Here is a 17,247-nt window from a genome sequence, read left to right as displayed (position 1 = left end):
TCAGGTCCCGGCCGCGGCCAGGACCCGCTCGTACACCTCGCGGTCGGCCGCGGAGAAGCAGCAGAACACCACCCGCTCCGGCAGCGGCGCGGCGAGCGCGGCCACGACCTCTGCCACCGCGATCCGCGTCGCGCGCTCGAGCGGGAAGCCGTACGCGCCGGTGGAGATGGCCGGGAACGCGATCGAGCGCACCCCGTGCTCGGCCGCGAGCCGCATCGACTCGCGGTAGCACCGGGCGAGGAGCGCGTCCTCGCCCGCGCCGCCGCCCGTCCACACCGGCCCGACCGCGTGGATGACGTGGAGCGCCCGAAGCCGGTGGCCGCCGGTGAGCTTCGCCTCGCCGGTGCGCGCGCCGCCGAGCGCGCGGCACTCCTCGAGGAGGCCGGGGCCCGCCGCCCGGTGGATCGCGCCGTCCACGCCGCCGCCGCCGAGGAGCGACGCGTTGGCCGCGTTCACGATCGCGTCCACCGCGAGCTGCGTGATGTCGCCTTGCACCACCGTGATCCGCCCGCTCGCCCAGGTCCGGTCCATCGGTGCTTCGTAGCGGATGCCGGACGCGGAGGCAGGTGACCTCCCGGGCCCGGGTGATCCCCCGCCCGGCGTGCGCCGCGGCGCGGCGCCCGAGCGGGCGGATCCGAGGGGCGACGCCGAGTGGATTCGTGAGCGGTGGCGGGAGGTTGAAGACGGGCGAGCCCACGCGCGGCGCCGGGAGCGCGCCCCGCGTCCCCGCAATTCCTGCACGAAAAAACCCGCAAAACCCGGGTACGGAGCTTGCTACGGCGTTCGACCGGTTTCATGCCTCGCGATCGCATTCTCGTCATCGACGCCAACCCGCTCGAGGGGGCGTCGCTCCGTGCCGCCCTGTTCGAGCGCGGGTTCGACGCCGTCGAGGCGTCGACCGCGGAGGGCGCGCTTGCGCTCGTCCCCACCTTCGGTCCGGGTGCGGTCCTGACCGACGCGACGCTGCCCGGCTGCGACGGCGCCGCGATGGTCGGCCGCCTGCGCGCCTCCCGCTCGGACGCGTCGGTCGTCGTCTCCACGCCGCTCGACCGGCTCGACGCCGCGGTCGCGGCGATGCGCGCCGGCGCCGACAGCTACCTCGTCCGACCGCTCGATCCGACGCAGACGGTGATCGTGATCGAGAAGGCGCTCGAGCGGCGGCGCCTGCGCCGGGACCGCGCGGCGCTCCGCGAGCGCGCCCGTGCGCGCGCCTCGATCGTCGGCTCCGCCCCCGAGCTGACCGCGCTCGTCGAGGTGCTCCGCCGCGTCGCGCCGACCAAGGCCGCCGTCCTCGTGCAGGGCGAGGTGGGCTCGGGGAAGGCGCAGGTCGCGCAGGCGCTCCACGAGTGGTCTCCGCGCCGCGAGCGGCCGTTCGTGCGCGTCAACTGCGCGGCGCGCTCCGAGGCGCTGCTCGAGGCGGACCTGTTCGGCCACGAGGCCGGCGCGTTCGGCGACGCCGACGAGCGGCGCCCCGGCCGGCTCGAGGACGCCGACGGCGGGACCCTCTACCTCGATGAGGTCGGCCGGCTCCCCGCCGCGCTCCAGGTGAAGCTCCTGCGCGTGCTCCAGCAGGGCGAGCTCGAGCGCGTCGGCGGGCGCACGACGATCCACGTGGACGTCCGGCTCGTCGCCGGGACGCAGCACGACCTCGCGGAGGAGATCCGGGCGGGCAGCTTCCGCGACGACCTCTACTACCGGCTGAACGTCGTGTCCCTGGCGCTGCCGCCGCTCCGCGCGCGCAAGAGCGACATCCCCGCGCTCGTGCAGCACTTCCTCGAGACCTCCTCCTTCGCGGCGGGCAGGCGGATCACCGGGCTGACGCCCGGCGCGCTGTCCGCGCTCTTCGGCTACGACTGGCCGGGCAACGTGCGCGAGCTCGCCTCGGTGGTGGAGCGCGCGCTCTCGCGGACGCAGGGCACGGAGATCGCCGCCGAGGACCTCTCCCCGGTGCTCCAGGGGGGCCGCGTCGACGAGGCCGGCGCCATCGCGCTCATCCCCGGCGCGTCGCTGTTCGAGATCGAGCGGGAGGCGATCCTCCGCACGCTCGAGCAGGTGGGCGGCTCCACCGCGCGCGCGGCGGAGATCCTCGGCGTCTCGATCCGCAAGATCCAGTACCGGCTGAAGGAGTACCGGTCGGGCCGCGTGCCGCACGACCTCGCGCTCGGCAGCTGACCGCCGCTCCGCGCCACCCCGCCCCTGCGGCCGAACGGAGGAGCGCTCTCCTGAGCGACCTCGTCGCGCCCGGACGAGTCGCCCTCCCCGAAGCCCGGGCCCTACCTTAGGGAATGGCTTCCGACCGGATCGAATTTGGCAGCGTCCTCGAGAGCAAGGGCTCCGAGGGCAAGCTCTGGCTCTTCATCATCCCCGTGATCGTCGGCGTCTTCGCGCTCGCGGGGTACGGCATCATGCAGGTCTCGAAGGCGGGCTCGGTGGAGCGCGAGGCGAAGGCGGCGCAGCAGGAGGTCGCCGAGCTCCACAAGACCGTCGAGCAGCGGGACAAGCTCCTCACCGACGCGCGCGCCGAGGAGGGCCTCCAGCGCTCCGCGGGCGCCGCGGCGGCGCTCTTCTACGGCGTGAACCCGAAGGCGCAGGAGAGCGGGATCGCCTTCGCCCACCCGTCCGAGAAGGCGGTGCGCGTGTACTTCTACGGCCTCGCGGCGCCGCCCGAGGGCCAGGAGTACGTGGTCGCCGCGCGCACGAAGGGCGGCCAGACGAAGGCGCTCGGCTCCGTGCTCCCGGGCAACGACGGGACGGGCTTCCTCCTCGCCAAGGACGTCCCCGAGGGGACGTCCACCGTCGAGCTGCTCCTTCGCCCGCGCGATCAGGAGAACCTCGACGGCGCCGAGCCTCGCGTCGCAGCGCGCTACCCGGCGAACGGCGAGCGCGGCATCCTCGCGGAGGCGCCGCCCGCGCAGGCGCGCCGGGGCCGCGGGCCCCGCGGGTAGTCTGCCGGAAGACTCGCGGCTTCACCGGAGCGGCGTAGGGCGGACGGGCGGGCGGCAGCGCGCGGCGCTGCCCGGCGGCCGGGCAGGCTCGCCCCTGGCAGCGGGCCCGGGCCCGATGATCGAGCAGGCGCGACGGGGGTGCCCAGTCGACGGGCAGCCCCGTCGCCTGTCTGCACGTCGAACGAGCAGCAGCGCGCCCGGATCTCGGGCAGTGCGCCGATCGGGGCGGGCCGGTATTGACTGAGACGCTTCCCCTTGGCGACACTCGATTTTCTTGCTCGTGCAGCGTGCCGTAGCCGCACGGCTCGCCGGTCGCTCCCCGCGCCCCGAGTGGAGCGGAGGCGGCGCACGGTGTGCATCGCGATCCGGAGATCCGATCGAGCGGAGGCGCCGCGGTTGCCGCGGCGTGAAGGCGTTTCGCAAAGGGTGAAGTGAGAATGATCGAGACCGGGTATCCAGGGAAGCAGGGCCTCTACGACCCCCAGCACGAGCACGACGCCTGCGGCTTCGGCTTCGTGGTCGACATCAAAGGCCGCCCCTCGCACGACATCCTCTCGAAGGCCCTCGAGGTGCTCGTGAACCTCGAGCACCGCGGCGCCGTCGGCGCCGAGAAGAACACCGGCGACGGCGCGGGCATCCTCTTCCAGCTCCCCCACGCGTTCCTCGCGGCCGAGTGCGAGCCGCTCGGGGTCCGCCTGCCGCGGCCGGGCCACTACGCCGCGGGCATGGTCTTCCTGCCGCCGAACCCGGCGGGCAGCGCCGAGTGCGCGCGGATCTTCGAGGCCGTGGTGCGCGAGGAGGGCCAGCAGGTGCTGGGCTGGCGCGACGTCCCCACCGACGACTCCACCCTGGGGCCCACCGCGCGCGCGAGCCAGCCCGTCGTCCGGCAGATCTTCGTCGGCCGCGGCTCGAACTGCCCCGACGCGATGAGCTTCGAGCGGAAGCTCTACGTCATCCGACGGCTGGTCGAGAAGAAGGTCTCGCGCTCCGCGATCCCCGGACGCACGCACTTCTACGTGCCGTCCCTGTCCCACAAGACCGTCGTCTACAAGGGCATGCTGAACGCGCCGCAGCTCCGCGCGTTCTACCCGGACCTGTCGCGCTCCGCGCTCGTCACCGCGATCGCGATGGTCCACTCGCGCTTCTCGACGAACACCTTCCCGTCGTGGTCGCGCGCCCACCCGTACCGCTACATCTCGCACAACGGCGAGATCAACACGCTGCGCGGCAACATCAACTGGATGCACGCGCGCCAGTCGATGATGCGCTCGTCGCTCCTCGGCGAGGACCTGCAGAAGGTCCTCACCGTGGTCGACACCGAGGGCTCCGACTCGGCCATGTTCGACAACGTGCTCGAGCTGCTCACGCTCTCGGGCCGCGAGCTCCCGCACGCGATGATGATGATGATGCCGGAGCCGTGGAACCGGCACGAGTCGATGAGCGCCACGAAGCGCGCGTTCTACGAGTTCCACTCCTGCCTCATGGAGCCGTGGGACGGGCCGGCGTCGATCGCCTTCACCGACGGCGTCCGCGTCGGCGCGCTCCTCGATCGCAACGGGCTCCGCCCCTCGCGCTACTACGTGACGAAGGACGACCTCGTCGTCATGGCGTCCGAGGTCGGCGTCCTCGACATCCCCCCCGACCGCGTCCTCCGCAAGGGCCGGCTCCAGCCCGGGCGCATCTTCCTCGTCGACACCTCCGAGGGGCGCATCGTCGCGGACGACGAGCTGAAGGAGCGGATCGCCAGGCAGCATCCGTACCGCGAGTGGATCGAGCGCTTCGCGGTGCGCCTCGACGAGCTGCCGAGGCCGCAGCACGTCATCGAGCCGGATCACGAGACGGTCCTCCGCCGCCAGGAGGTCTTCGGCTACACCGCCGAGGACGTGAAGATGATCGTCACGCCGATGGCGACCGACGGCACCGAGCCCCTCGGCTCCATGGGCAACGACGCGCCGCTCGCGGTGCTCTCGGAGAAGCCGCAGCCGCTCTTCGCCTACTTCAAGCAGCTCTTCGCGCAGGTGACGAACCCGCCGGTCGACGCCATCCGCGAGGAGATCATCATGGCGGTCGAGACCGCCGTCGGGCCGGAGGGGAACCTCCTCGAGCCCGGCCCCGACGCCTGCCGGCAGCTGTCCCTGCCGACCCCCGTGCTGCGCAACGAGGAGCTCGAGAAGATCCGCGCGCTCGACGGCGGGCCGGGATCGAAGGGCCTCCGCGCCATCACGCTCCCCATCCTGTTCCGCGCCAAGGACGGCGGCGCGGGGCTGCGCAAGGCGCTCGAGGACCTGCGCTTCAAGGCCTCGGAGTGCATCGCCGAGGGCTACAACCTCATCGTCCTCTCCGATCGCGGCCACGACGCCGAGGACGCGCCGATCCCCTCGCTCCTCGCCGTCTCGGCCGTGCACCACCACCTCATCCGCGAGGGCACCCGCACGCGCATCGGCCTCGTCCTCGAGACGGGCGAGCCGCGCGAGGTGCACCACTTCGCGCTGCTCGTGGGCTTCGGCGCGTCCGCGGTGAACCCCTACCTCGCCTTCGAGACCATCCACGACCAGGTGAACCTGGGGCTCATCCCCGGCCCGGCCGCGGAGGCCGAGAAGAAGTACGTGAAGGCGGTGAGCAAGGGGATCGTGAAGGTGATCTCCAAGATGGGGATCTCCACCATCCAGAGCTACCACGGCGCCCAGGTGTTCGAGGCGGTGGGCCTGAACCAGGACTTCATCGACGAGTACTTCACCTGGACCTCCACCCGCGTCGGCGGCGTCGGCATCGACGTCGTCGCGAAGGAGGCGCGGCTCCGCAACGAGCGCGGCTTCCCGCCGAAGCGGCCCATCTTCCACACGAGCCTCCCCGCGGGCGGCCAGTACAAGTGGCGCGCGAACGGGGAGCACCACCTCTTCAACCCGGAGACGGTGCACAAGCTCCAGTACGCGTGCCGCTCGAAGAGCTACGCGCTCTTCAAGGAGTACACCTCGCTCGTCGATCACCAGGCGAGGCACCTCAACACGCTCCGCGGCCTCATGGACCTCGTGCCCGGCCCGAAGCCGGTGCCCATCGACGAGGTGGAGCCCGTCGAGTCGATCATGCGCCGCTTCAAGACCGGCGCGATGAGCTACGGCTCGATCTCGAAGGAGGCGCACGAGGCGCTCGCCGTCGCGATGAACCGCATCGGCGGCAAGTCGAACACCGGCGAGGGCGGCGAGGATCCTTCCCGCTACGCGCGTGAGCCGGGCGGGGACTCCAAGAACAGCGCCATCAAGCAGGTCGCCTCGGGCCGGTTCGGCGTCACGAGCGAGTACCTCGTGAACGCGCGCGAGCTGCAGATCAAGATGGCCCAGGGCGCGAAGCCGGGCGAGGGCGGCCAGCTGCCCGGCTCGAAGGTCTACCCGTGGATCGCCAAGGTGCGCCACGCGACGCCGGGCGTCGGCCTCATCTCGCCGCCGCCGCACCACGACATCTACTCGATCGAGGACCTCGCCCAGCTCATCCACGACCTCAAGAACGCGAACCACCGCGCGCGCGTCTCGGTGAAGCTCGTGGCCGAGGTCGGCGTGGGCACCATCGCCGCGGGCGTCGCCAAGGCGCACGCCGACGTGGTGCTCGTCTCCGGCCACGACGGCGGCACGGGCGCCTCGCCGCTCACGTCGATCAAGCACGCGGGCATCCCCTGGGAGCTCGGCCTCGCCGAGACGCACCAGGTCCTCGTGATGAACGACCTCCGCTCCCGCATCGTGGTGGAGGTGGACGGGCAGCTCAAGACGGGGCGCGACGTGGTCGTCGGCGCGCTCCTCGGCGCCGAGGAGTTCGGCTTCGCGACCGCGCCGCTCGTCGTCCTCGGCTGCATCATGATGCGCGCCTGCCACCTCAACACCTGCCCGGTGGGCGTCGCGACGCAGGACCCGAAGCTGCGCGCCAAGTTCACCGGCGACCCGGACCACGTGGTCACCTTCATGCGCTTCGTGGCGCAGGAGGTGCGCGAGCTCATGGCCGAGCTCGGCTACCGCACCATCGACGAGATGGTCGGCCGGTCCGAGCGGATCGAGCTGCGCCGCGCGGTGGACCACTGGAAGGCCCGCAACCTCGACTTCAGCCGCATCCTCTTCAAGCCCACGGTGCCCCGCAGCTACGGGCGCACCTGCCAGATCCCGCAGGATCACGGCATCGAGCAGACGCTCGACGCGACGACGCTCCTCGACCTCGCGCGCCCCGCGCTCGAGGAGAGGAAGCCCGTCCGCGCGACCCTGCCCATCCGCAACACCATGCGGGTCGTCGGCACGATGACGGGCAGCGAGGTCACCCGGCGCCACGGGGCCGCGGGCCTCCCCGAGGACACGATCCAGCTCCACTTCCAGGGGTCGGCGGGCCAGTCGTTCGGCGCGTTCATCCCGCGCGGGATGACGCTCGTCCTCGAGGGCGACGCGAACGACTACGTCGGCAAGGGCATCTCGGGCGGCAAGATCGTGGTCCACCCGCCGCGCGAGGCGACGTTCGTCCCGGAGGAGAACATCATCATCGGCAACGTCGCCTTCTACGGCGCGACGGGCGGCGAGGCGTACGTGCGCGGCCTCGCCGGCGAGCGCTTCTGCGTGCGCAACTCCGGCCTGCAGGCGGTGGTCGAGGGCGTCGGCGATCACGGCTGCGAGTACATGACCGGCGGCCGCGTCGTCGTGCTCGGGCCGACGGGCCGGAACTTCGCGGCCGGGATGTCCGGCGGCGTCGCCTACGTCCTCGACGCGGACGGTCAGTTCGGGAGCCGCTGCAACAGGCAGATGGTGGGGCTCGCGCGCATCGAGGACGAGGAGGAGCTCGCCGCGGTGCGGGCGCTCGTCGAGAAGCACGCCGAGTGGACCGGCAGCGCGCACGCGCGGCGCCTGCTCGAGCGGTGGACGGACACGGCGAAGCGGCTCGTGCGCGTGCTGCCGAACGACTACCGGCGCGTCGTCGAGGCCCAGGCGAGGATGCGCGAGAAGGGGCTCTCGGCCGAGGAAGCGGAGATGGCGGCCTTCGAGGAGAACGCGCACGACGAGGCGCGCGTCGGCGGGAACTAGGGAAGACAGCGATGGGAAAGCCGACTGGATTCATGGAGTACCCGCGGGAGCCGAAGCACGAGCGGCCGCCGCGCGAGCGGATCGGGGACTGGAGCGAGGCGCACCCGCCGTACGCGGAGGAGACCCTCCGGCAACAGGGCGCGCGCTGCATGGACTGCGGGATCCCCTTCTGCCACACCGGCACGCTCATCGCCGGGATGGCGGCCGGGTGCCCGGTGAACAACCTCATCCCGGAGTGGAACGACCTCGTCTACCGCGGGCAGTGGCAGGAGGCGTACATCCGGCTCGCCAAGACGAACAACTTCCCCGAGTTCACCGGGCGCGTCTGCCCGGCGCCCTGCGAGGGGAGCTGCACGCTCGGCATCAACGAGCCGCCCGTCACGATCAAGCTCATCGAGCACGAGATCGTCGAGCGCGCCTTCGCCGAGGGCTGGGTGAAGCCGCAGCCGCCGGCCGCGCGCACCGGGAAGCGCGTCGCCGTCATCGGCTCCGGCCCGGCGGGCCTCGCGGCCGCCCAGCAGCTCAACAAGGCGGGGCACACCGTCACGGTGTTCGAGCGCGCCGACCGCGCCGGCGGGCTCCTCATGTACGGCATCCCGAACATGAAGCTCGACAAGGCGGTGGTGGAGCGGCGGGTGCAGCTCATCGCGGACGAGGGCGTCCGCTTCGTCACCGAGACCGAGATCGGCAAGCACATCCCCGCGCAGCGGCTCCTCAAGGACTTCGACGCGGTGGTCCTCGCGGGCGGCGCGACGCAGGCGCGCGATCTCCCGGTCGAGGGGCGGAACCTCGAGGGCATCCACCTCGCGATGGAGTTCCTCCACGCCAACACGAAGTCGCTGCTCGACTCGCGCCACGCGGACGGGCGGTTCATCTCGGCGAAGGGCCGGGACGTCGTCGTCATCGGCGGCGGCGACACCGGCACGGACTGCGTCGGCACGTCGATCCGCCACGGGGCGCGGAGCGTCGTGCAGCTCGAGATCCTCCCGCAGCCCCCGCTCGAGCGCGCGGCCGACAACCCGTGGCCGCAGTGGCCCAAGGTCCTCAAGCTCGACTACGGCCAGGAGGAGGCGAAGGAGCTCTGGGGTGCCGACCCGCGCCGCTTCCAGGCGCTGACGAAGCGCTTCGTCGGCGACGCGCAGGGCAGGGTGAAGGAGCTGCACGTCGTGGACGTCGAGTGGACGAAGGGACCGGACGGCCGGTTCGGCCCTCGGGAGGTCGCCGGCTCGGAGCGCGTCGTCCCGGCCGACCTCGTGCTCCTCGCCCTCGGGTTCGTGGGGCCGGAGAAGCCCATGCTGCAGCAGCTGGGCGTGAAGCTCGACGACCGCGGCAACGTCTGGACGGACGAGAGCAAGATGACGAGCGTCCCCGGCGTGTTCGCGGCGGGCGACATGTCGCGCGGCCAGTCGCTCGTGGTCTGGGCGATCCGCGAGGGGCGGGAGGCGGCGCAGGGCGTCGACCGCTACCTGTCGTACGGGGAGACGGTGCTTCCGTAGCCGTCGCGGCGCGCGTTCGCCGGGTGCGGCCGTGGCCCGACGACGCGCGGCTCGCTCGCGCGCGCAGTGAGGGCGCGCCGCCGCGGCGCGGCGGCGACCGCGTGCGCCGCTCCTCCGCGGTGAGGGAGGCTTCGAGCTTCTGCTCGAGCGCGGGCCGTCCCGCGCGGATCGTACGGCGTTCACCGTAAGATGAACTCGGCGCGAGCCGGTCATCCGAGCCGAGCGGCTCCCGCGCCGAGGTCCCGCGCGCTGCCACGCCGAGCTCGCAGTGCCGCGGACGCACGCGACGCGCTCGGCCGCAGGGCCGCGGCGTCGACGCGGCTCGAGCGCTGGGCGTGCCTGCCCCGTCGAAGGCATACGTCTCAGATTCCACGATGCGGGCCGACCCATCAGAAATGGGCGAACGCACGCCGAGACTCCTTCTCAATGCGCGCGCCTCGACGCACAGTCTCATCGACCACCAGCTATTGCCAATCGCCATTCCTGCGCCGCGCGCGTCGGAGCGACCCCGCGCCCGGCTACGCAGGAAGGTTCGCGCGCGACGTTCTCGGCGCGCGGTGAGGAGGTCGTATGGATGTGAATCTGAAGACGTGGGTGAGGTGGTCGATGGGCGCGGCCGTGCTGGCGCTAGGACTTGGCGCGCCCGCTGCGTGGGCGAGGAGCCCGCACTTCCAGAATCTCAGCGCGAGCTGCTACGACGAAGACACGCTGACGGTGGCGGGCAAGGACGTGGGGCTCGGGCTACCGGACAACGGCCAGGTCACGGTCGTCGTGACGGCGGACGCGCAGTGCATCAATCCCGGGAACAACGCTCCGAAGGCAAACAACAAGAACGACACACCGGACGTGACCGCGGTCGAGGCGCAGGGGATCTACTTCGTGTCGAGCGGGAACCTTCAGTTCTCCATCAACCTCGACGCCACGATGACTCCGTCGTGCAATCCGCCCATGACCATCGACTTCACGAACGTCGAGGTGTGCGCGTACCAGTATTATCCGGGTACCCCGCTGAACTGCAGCACCAACTTCGACTCCCTGTATAGCTGTCCTTAGCCAGACTGGTGTCCGGCGGGTGCATCTCTCGATGGGGGCACCCGCCCCGCCGCTCCTCGAGCTTGCACGTCGGGCGCGAGGCGGCGGTCGCCCGTCTCCCGGTTCAGCTGCGCCGCGGCACGAGGGTGAGCGCGATCCCCGCCAGGATCGCGGCCGCGGAGAGGACGAGCCGCGGCGTGAGGCGCTCGCCGAGGAGCGCCACGCCGCCCACCGCCGCGAGCACCGGCACGCCGAGCTGGAGGGCGGCCGCACGCGTCGCGCCGAGCGCCGGCACGACCGCGTACCAGAGCGTGTAACCGCCGCCGGACGCGAGCGCGCCGGAGGCGACGGCGAGCGCCGCGCCGGCCGCGGTGAGCCGCGAGCCCCACGCCCCGAGGGCGGCCCCCACGAGCGGCAGCGCGAGCGCCGCCGCCCGGGCGAAGTTGTCGGCCGTCGTGGCGAGCGGATCGCGGGCCGATCGGCCGCGCAGGCTGTAGACGCCCCACGCCGCGCCCGCGACGATCATCAGGGCCGCGCCCGCCGGCTCGACGCCGTGCGCGCCCGGTCGCGTCAGCGCGGCGAGCCCGCCGAGCGCGATCGTGACCCCGACCCACTGCCTGGGCGCGGGGCGAGCCCCCTGGGCGACGGCGAGGCCGATCATCGTCACCTGCACGGCCGCGAACAGGAGCAGCGCCCCCGCGCCGGTCGGGAGGCGGACGTACGCGAACGAGAACGGCGCCGCGTAGACGACCAGGATGGCGGCCGAGGCCCAGCTTCCGCTGCCCCGCCGCCCGCCACGCGCCGCGGCGAGGGCGACGAGGAAGGCCGCGCCGGAGACGATCCGGAGGCCCGTGAAGCTCGCCGGGTCCGCGAGCGACCCCCGCAGCGCCGCGCGGGCGAGGAGCGAGTTCGCAGCGAAGCAGCCCAGCGCGGCCGCGGTGAGCAGGGCGACCGCGGCAGGCGGCGGTCGAGCCGCGCCAGGCGCGGCGGGCGCCCTCATGCGGGCCCGATCGGCCGGATCGCTGGGTTCCTGCAACTCTGGCCTCCAGGGAGAGGGACGGCCGGGCGACCATAACGCGCCGCCCGGACGCGCGCGTGCGCCGCTGCGTTCGCCTCCGCCCCGGACGCGGCGCCCGCCGGGCGTGCGCGCGGCACGCCGTTCCGCTACGTCACTGTTCTCCATGCGTGCGCGAGTCGCCCTCGTGGTCGTCGCGGTCCTCGCCTCCGTCGCGTGCGTCTCCTCGCGTGAGGACAGGGTCGAGCGGCGCGCGGTGAAGGTGCTCCCGGCGGCCGCGCCGCTCGAGCCCCCGGCGATCCGCATCCTCTTCTTCGGGGACTTCGGGGCGATCACCCCCCAGCAGGGCGCCGTCGCGCGCGCGATGCTGGCGGAGAACGCCGCCGCTCCGTTCGACCTCGCGATCCACGTCGGCGACAACCTCTACGCCTGCGGCCCCGACCCGCGCGTCCGCAACGCCGCGAGCTGCGCCTTCGAGGCGGACGGGAACACGGTGCGCCCCGGGCAGGACATCGGCGCGGACGGGCGCTTCGCGCGGTCGTTCGAGCGCCGCCTCGAGGGGCTCTCGCGCGGCGGCGAGCCCGTCCCGGTGTACCTCGCGATCGGGAACCACGACGTGAGGGTGGACGGGCCGTGCCGCCGCGAGCTCCGCGGGCCGCCCGCCACCGAGCAGCGCGTGAAGGCGTGCCTCGAGGTGCAGCACCAGGGTCCGCACTGGAGGATGCCCGGGAGGCACTACGTCGTCGAGCGCGGGCCGGCGCGGCTCATCGTGATCGACACGCTGCTCCTCGCGGGCGACTACGGCGGCTTCCGGTGGGAGGACGAGCTCGACTTCGTCCGCCGCGCGTCCGCGGGCTGCGGAGGCGAGCGTCACTGCTTCGTGGTGGGGCACTACTACGCCGACGTCGCGGGCGACCCGCGGAACCGCGCCGCCATGGTCCGCCAGCCGGAGTACGTGCGCAGGGTGCGGCAGCTCGAGGACGCGATGGGGGACCGCATCTCGGGGTGGCTCGCCGGTCACGCCCACGACCTGCAGCACCTCCGCACGGCGCGCGGTCACGACGAGTTCATCGCCGCCTCGACCTCCTCGACGCACCCCAAGCCGTTCGCCGGGCCCTTCGCGGGCGGCCGGTCGCTGTACTGGTCGCAGCGGTGGGGCTTCGGGGTGCTCGAGGTGAACGCCGCCGGCTGGGAGATGAGGCTCGTCGGGCGGGATCGCCGGAGCCTCTACTGCTGCCGGGCCGTCGGCCGCGGGCATTGCGAGCCGTACGCCTGCAACCCGGTCACGGCGACCCCGGCCCCGTGCGAGCCCGCCGCGCTCCTCGGGCGTGAGCTCGCCAACGGAGGAGCGAGCTCCCGGGCGGCGCCGCGGGGCGGCGTCCCTCACCTCACGGTGAAGTACACGCGCGCGCCCTTCTCCTTCTCCGCGCGCTCTCCGCCCTGCGTCAGGAAGAGGCGGCCCTGGTCGATCCCGGCCGCGAGCAGCGCCTCCCGCGCGCGCTGCGCCCGCTCCGCCGAGAGCGAGCGGTACGCCTCGGCCGGCACCTCGACCGCGGCGGCGAGGCGCTCCTCCATCTCCTGCGGCGAGGGCGGCGCGGCCGCAGCCTCGCCGGACTTCCGCGGCGCGGCGGGGAAGGCGGCGTCGTACGCGGCGCGCACCAGCCGGGCCCGCTCCTCGGGCGAGAGCGTCACCTCGTCTGCGGACGGCGGAGGCGGCCGCATGGACGCAGCCTTCGCGCGCCGGAGCGACCGCTCCAGGGCGGCGCGCCGCAGCGCGGGGCCGTCCTGGTCGGGATCGGCGGAGCCCTCCAGCTCGAGCCCGAGGGCCGGCCGCTGCGCGAGCGACCTCGCGAGGAGCCCGAACCGCTCCTGGGCGCTCGGCAAGGCCTCGGCGGCGCCGGGCGCGAACTCCACGAGCGAGAGGTCGGCGTGATCGCCTCCGGCGAGGGCGGCGAGCGCGCTGAAGGGCGAGGTCGCGACCTTCACGAGCACGTTCAGGACCGTCCGCCAGATCACCTTGCCGAGGTGGAAGTTCGGGTCGTCGAGGTTCCCCTCGATCGGGACGTCGAGGAGGATGACCCCGTCGCGATCCTGGAGGAGCGCGAGCGCGAGCCGCACCGGGATCTTCGTCGCGTCGGGGCTGTTCGTGGGGTCGCCGAGCGTGAACTGGTTCACCCTGACGACGTTCGTGGAGGCGAGGTTCCGGTTCTCGATCTTGTAGCGGAGGTCGAGGTCGAGCTTGCCCTTCTGGATGCCGTAACCGAGGAACTTGCCCGAGTAGGTGGCGAAGGGCGACAGGTCCACGCCTTGCGAGGCGACGACGAGCTCGGTGAACGCCTCCTTCTGCAGCGGGTTGAGCGTGCCCGAGATGCGCACGGGGGACGCGCCCTCCACCTGCAGCTTCACGTCCACGGTGGACCGCACCCGCGGATCCGAGGAGAGCTTCGCCACCGCCGCGTCGGCGCCGGTGACGTTCACGATCGCGGGCGGGCTCACGGAGCGATCGACGAAGGCGGCGCGCCCGCGCACCACCTGGACCGCTCCGATCGCCGTCCGCCACTCCGGGCCGGGAGGGGGAGGCGGCTTCCCCGGCGCGGGCGCTGGCGCCGCGCGGAGGGCGCGCGCGAAGCTCGTCGCGCCGTCCTCCCAGACGTAAGCCTTCACCCGCGGCTCCACGAGGCGGACGAGCCGCACGGAGGCGCGCGGCGGCGTGGACGCGGCGTCGATCCCGGTGACCTCGAGGGATCGCCAGCGCAGGAGGTCCTCGTTGCCCCTCTCGGCCACCGCGAGCCCGTCGAGCCGGACGTCGCCGGCGAAGGTCCAGCGCGGCGCCTTCCCGGACGCGTCGAAGTCCACGGTCGCCCGGGCGCCGGCGCGCCCGCCGGTGAGCCGCGCCGTGACGTCGGGCTCGAGGTAGGGCTGGAGTGGCACGAGGTCGAGCTCGGCGGCGTCCACCTCGAGCTTCCCCTTGCTCGCGAACGGCTGGACGGGACCCTTCACGGCGAGCCGGCCGCGCCCGTTCCAGACGAGCGACAGCGAGACGGGCCAGGTCGCGTCCGCTTCGGGCCGGAGCCGCTCGATCCGGAGCGCCACGTCGGTGAGGGGCAGGGCGACCGCCCGCGACGGGGTGCGGTCCTGGAGGTCCAGGGCGAGCCCGGAGACCGCCAGCGCGCCGATCGACCACTTCCACGGGGACGGCGGAGACGGGGGCGGGGCCATCCGCGAGAGCTCCAGGCTCCCGTCGGCCTCGCGCAGCACGCGCACCTTGCCGCCGCGGAGCGAGACCTCGTCGATCTTCGCTCGCTGTGCCAGCGCGTCCACCTCGATCCCGGACACCTCGATGCGCGACAGCTTCACGGCAGCGTCGGCCACCCCGCGCGGCCCCATGGCGAGCCGGTCCACCGTCAGCTTGCCGCCGGCGAGCGCGAGGACGCGCCGGGCGGTGCCCCACTCGAGCTCGTAGCGCGTCTCGAAGGCGAGGCGCCCGTCGTGCAGATCCGCCGGGAGCTCGTCCTGGATGTACGGCGCGTACTTGGGGAGGTGGATCCCCTCGAACGCCAGCGTCCCCGCCGAACGAAGCGGCTCCGTCCGCACCGTGCCCGTCCAGCTGAACGTCTCGCCGGACTCCGTCGTGCCGGTGAAGGCGTAGGGGCTGTCTCCCCCGCCCCGCGTCCGGAACGAGTCGAGCCGGATCGTGACGGGGCCGAGGATGGTGTCGAACGCGGGGCTGCGGGTCGCGTCGCGGAACACCACGCGCGCCTCCTCCACCGCGAGCCGGCCGATGGAGACGCGAGGTCCACCTCCGGACTTCGCGGGCGCGGCGGGTGCCGCCGGCGGGGCCTCCGGCTCGAGCAGGTCCTGGAACGTCAGCGCGCCCTTGCGATCGAGGCCGACGTTCAAGGACGGCTTCACGAGGCGGATCTCCGCGAGGCCCACCTCACCGAGCACGAGCCGCTGCGGCGCGAGCCGCACGTAGAGCGACTCCCAGCCGGCGAACGGCGTTCCGTCCGGATGCGCGACCGCGAGCCCCTCGATCGTGATCGAGAGGGCGAGCGGGTTCACGCCCACCTTCGCGACGGTGACCTGGCGGTGCAGCGCGGCCGAGCCCTCCTTCACGAGGACGCGCCGGAGGAGGGCGGGTGCGGCGAGAAAGCCGAGGGCGGTGTAGGCGACGAAGATCGCGGCGACGACGACGGCGGCTCGGAGGAGCCGCCGCCGCCGGGCGGGGGTGGGAGAAGGGGCTACCATGGCGCCTTTTAACCATCGGAGGCCCGCGACGCGCAATGGCCCCGCTCGGCGCGGCGCGGCCGAGCCGCGGCGATCCGGCGCGCCTCACAGCGATCGCAGGAACTGCACGAGGTCGGCGCGCTCGTCGGGCGTGAGCTCGAGGCCGAGCGTGTCCGCGTAGTGCGCCACGACCGACTCGAGCGTCGGGAACCGGCCGTCGTGGTAGTAGCCGCCCTTGGCGCGGGTGAAGAGGCCGGCGAGAGGCGTCGTGCGGTAGAAGCGCTGCTCCGGCGAGCGGCTCGCCTGGAAGTCGTCGATCCCGAGCTCCGCCGCGGTGTGCATCGCGAAGCCGGGCTCGGTGTAGAGCGGCGGGACGTGGCAGGTGGCGCACTTCCCCTTGCCCTCGAAGACCGCCTTCCCCCGCGCGGCGGCGTCGGCGTCGAACGAGCCCTCCGGCGGCTTCGGGGCCGGGATCGCGAGCTGGTAGAAGTGCAGCGCCGCGAGCCTCGGCGTGATGCGGTCGTCCGTCGAGCGCACGTCCGCGAAGCCCGCCTTCGCGGCGATCGGGAAGCGCGTCGCGTCGGCGAGGCGCGGGTCGAAGAACGTGCCCTTGCCGTGCATCTGCGTGTTCGCGACGAACGCGTTCCAGTACGTCACCGAGCCGAAGCCCGTGTACGTGTGCAGGTTCACGCCGGCGAGCCCGAACGCGGCGGGCAGGAGCGTCGCGCCGGTCTTGCCGTCCGGGCGGAACGCCTTGCCGTCGAGGGCGAGCTCCGCGTCGTAGCGGCCCGGCCCCCAGCTCCGCAGCACCGTGCGGACCGTGTCCTCGTCCGTCCCGAGGAGCGCCGCGAACGGCGCCAGCGTGGGCGCGCTCGCGACGATCGCGCCCACGTCGAGGTCGCGGTTGGGCCAGCCGTCGAGCCGCCGGCCGATGCCCGTCGCGAAGGAGTCGTCGACGGTCGAGTGGCACAGCGCGCAGGTGATCCCCACCGAGCGGAGCGTGCCCGCGTCGTCGAACTGGCCCTTCACGCCGAGGACCGCGTCCGCGCGGAGCAGCGCCACGGTCACGGCGGGATCGTCGAGGTTCACCTCGCCCCTGCGCACGGCCTCCGCCGTCGCCGGCGGCACGGCGCCGGCGTCCACCTTGAGCCCGAGCGAGAGCGCTGCGCGCGGGGAGAGGCCCGGCCCCACGCCCCCGTTCGCCTGCCCCGCGATGGCCTCGTGCAGCCGGAGCTGCCCGCCCCAGAAGTCCTCGTCGCCGAACGTCTCGTCGCGGAAGACGCGCCGGCCCTCGTCGAGCAGCCGGTCGGCGTGATCGAGGATCGGGTCCTCCGCCGCGGGGCGCGCGGGGTGATGGCTGCTGCGGGCGGGCTGCGGTCCGGCTGCCTTCGGGAAGGAGAGGTACAGGGCGAGGGCTGCGAGCGGGACGGCTGCGGCGAGGGCACGTCTCATGGATCTCTCCTCCAGGCGCGGCTCAGCGCCCA

Annotated in this window: 10 protein-coding genes; 5 read left to right on the top strand and 5 right to left on the bottom strand. The window is 73.3% G+C overall.

Features of this window, described 5'->3' with window-relative positions; genetic code table 11:
• Positions 1-531, bottom strand: coding sequence for an O-acetyl-ADP-ribose deacetylase (locus MNZ29_RS02185; protein ID WP_242352592.1), 531 nt, complete (start codon positions 529-531; stop codon positions 1-3).
• Positions 532-795: 264 nt separating this feature from the next.
• On the opposite strand from MNZ29_RS02185, the gene MNZ29_RS02180 reads away from it, so the two are divergent.
• The 5 genes from MNZ29_RS02180 (at position 796) to MNZ29_RS02160 (ending at position 10,542) form a co-directional block, all read left to right on the top strand.
• Positions 796-2,172, top strand: a complete 1,377-nt coding sequence (locus MNZ29_RS02180) for a sigma-54 dependent transcriptional regulator (protein ID WP_242334312.1) — start codon at positions 796-798, stop codon at positions 2,170-2,172.
• A gap of 113 nt (positions 2,173-2,285) precedes the next feature.
• Positions 2,286-2,945: a hypothetical protein gene (locus tag MNZ29_RS02175; protein WP_242334315.1), complete on the top strand. Its 660-nt coding sequence runs from the start codon at positions 2,286-2,288 to the stop codon at positions 2,943-2,945.
• Between the two features lie 437 nt (positions 2,946-3,382).
• Entirely contained in the window at positions 3,383-7,993 is a 4,611-nt protein-coding gene (gene gltB, locus MNZ29_RS02170; protein WP_242334318.1) for a glutamate synthase large subunit, read from the top strand.
• A gap of 11 nt (positions 7,994-8,004) precedes the next feature.
• Positions 8,005-9,489 (top strand): glutamate synthase subunit beta, encoded by a 1,485-nt coding sequence (locus tag MNZ29_RS02165; RefSeq protein ID WP_242334320.1) that lies wholly within the window; start codon positions 8,005-8,007, stop codon positions 9,487-9,489.
• Between the two features lie 570 nt (positions 9,490-10,059).
• Positions 10,060-10,542, top strand: a complete 483-nt coding sequence (locus tag MNZ29_RS02160; protein WP_242352590.1) for a hypothetical protein — start codon at positions 10,060-10,062, stop codon at positions 10,540-10,542.
• 103 nt (positions 10,543-10,645) lie between these two features.
• On the opposite strand, the gene MNZ29_RS02155 is transcribed toward MNZ29_RS02160, so the two are convergent.
• From MNZ29_RS02155 to MNZ29_RS02140, 4 genes are all read right to left on the bottom strand, one after another.
• The gene (locus tag MNZ29_RS02155) at positions 10,646-11,521 is read right to left on the bottom strand and encodes a DMT family transporter (RefSeq protein ID WP_242352588.1); all 876 of its coding nucleotides are present in this window, start codon (positions 11,519-11,521) and stop codon (positions 10,646-10,648) included.
• 169 nt (positions 11,522-11,690) lie between these two features.
• Positions 11,691-12,596 carry a hypothetical protein gene (locus MNZ29_RS02150; RefSeq protein WP_242352586.1) on the bottom strand — a complete coding sequence of 302 codons (906 nt, stop codon included), beginning with the start codon at positions 12,594-12,596 and terminating at the stop codon, positions 11,691-11,693.
• Between the two features lie 323 nt (positions 12,597-12,919).
• A complete protein-coding gene (locus tag MNZ29_RS02145) occupies positions 12,920-15,784 on the bottom strand; it encodes a DUF748 domain-containing protein (RefSeq protein ID WP_242352583.1) in 2,865 nt (954 codons plus the stop codon).
• 84 nt (positions 15,785-15,868) lie between these two features.
• A complete protein-coding gene (locus MNZ29_RS02140) occupies positions 15,869-17,215 on the bottom strand; it encodes a hypothetical protein (RefSeq protein ID WP_242334335.1) in 1,347 nt (448 codons plus the stop codon).
• Between the last annotated feature and the right edge of the window lie 32 nt (positions 17,216-17,247).

This window comes from Anaeromyxobacter sp. SG64 (assembly GCF_022690745.1).
Taxonomy (GTDB): domain Bacteria; phylum Myxococcota; class Myxococcia; order Myxococcales; family Anaeromyxobacteraceae; genus Anaeromyxobacter; species Anaeromyxobacter soli.
This window is presented reverse-complemented; position numbering and strand designations above follow the sequence as displayed.

What these genes read in the sequence shown, in the direction of transcription:
- MNZ29_RS02155 (WP_242352588.1), bottom strand. Translation starts at nt 11,521, where the DNA reads ATGAGGGCGCCCGCCGCGCCTGGCGCGGCTCGACCGCCGCCTGCCGCG.
- MNZ29_RS02140 (WP_242334335.1), bottom strand. Translation starts at nt 17,215, where the DNA reads ATGAGACGTGCCCTCGCCGCAGCCGTCCCGCTCGCAGCCCTCGCCCTG.
- MNZ29_RS02145 (WP_242352583.1), bottom strand. Translation starts at nt 15,784, where the DNA reads ATGGTAGCCCCTTCTCCCACCCCCGCCCGGCGGCGGCGGCTCCTCCGA.
- MNZ29_RS02160 (WP_242352590.1), top strand. Translation starts at nt 10,060, where the DNA reads ATGGATGTGAATCTGAAGACGTGGGTGAGGTGGTCGATGGGCGCGGCC.
- MNZ29_RS02175 (WP_242334315.1), top strand. Translation starts at nt 2,286, where the DNA reads ATGGCTTCCGACCGGATCGAATTTGGCAGCGTCCTCGAGAGCAAGGGC.
- MNZ29_RS02185 (WP_242352592.1), bottom strand. Translation starts at nt 531, where the DNA reads ATGGACCGGACCTGGGCGAGCGGGCGGATCACGGTGGTGCAAGGCGAC.
- MNZ29_RS02165 (WP_242334320.1), top strand. Translation starts at nt 8,005, where the DNA reads ATGGGAAAGCCGACTGGATTCATGGAGTACCCGCGGGAGCCGAAGCAC.
- gltB (WP_242334318.1), top strand. Translation starts at nt 3,383, where the DNA reads ATGATCGAGACCGGGTATCCAGGGAAGCAGGGCCTCTACGACCCCCAG.
- MNZ29_RS02180 (WP_242334312.1), top strand. Translation starts at nt 796, where the DNA reads ATGCCTCGCGATCGCATTCTCGTCATCGACGCCAACCCGCTCGAGGGG.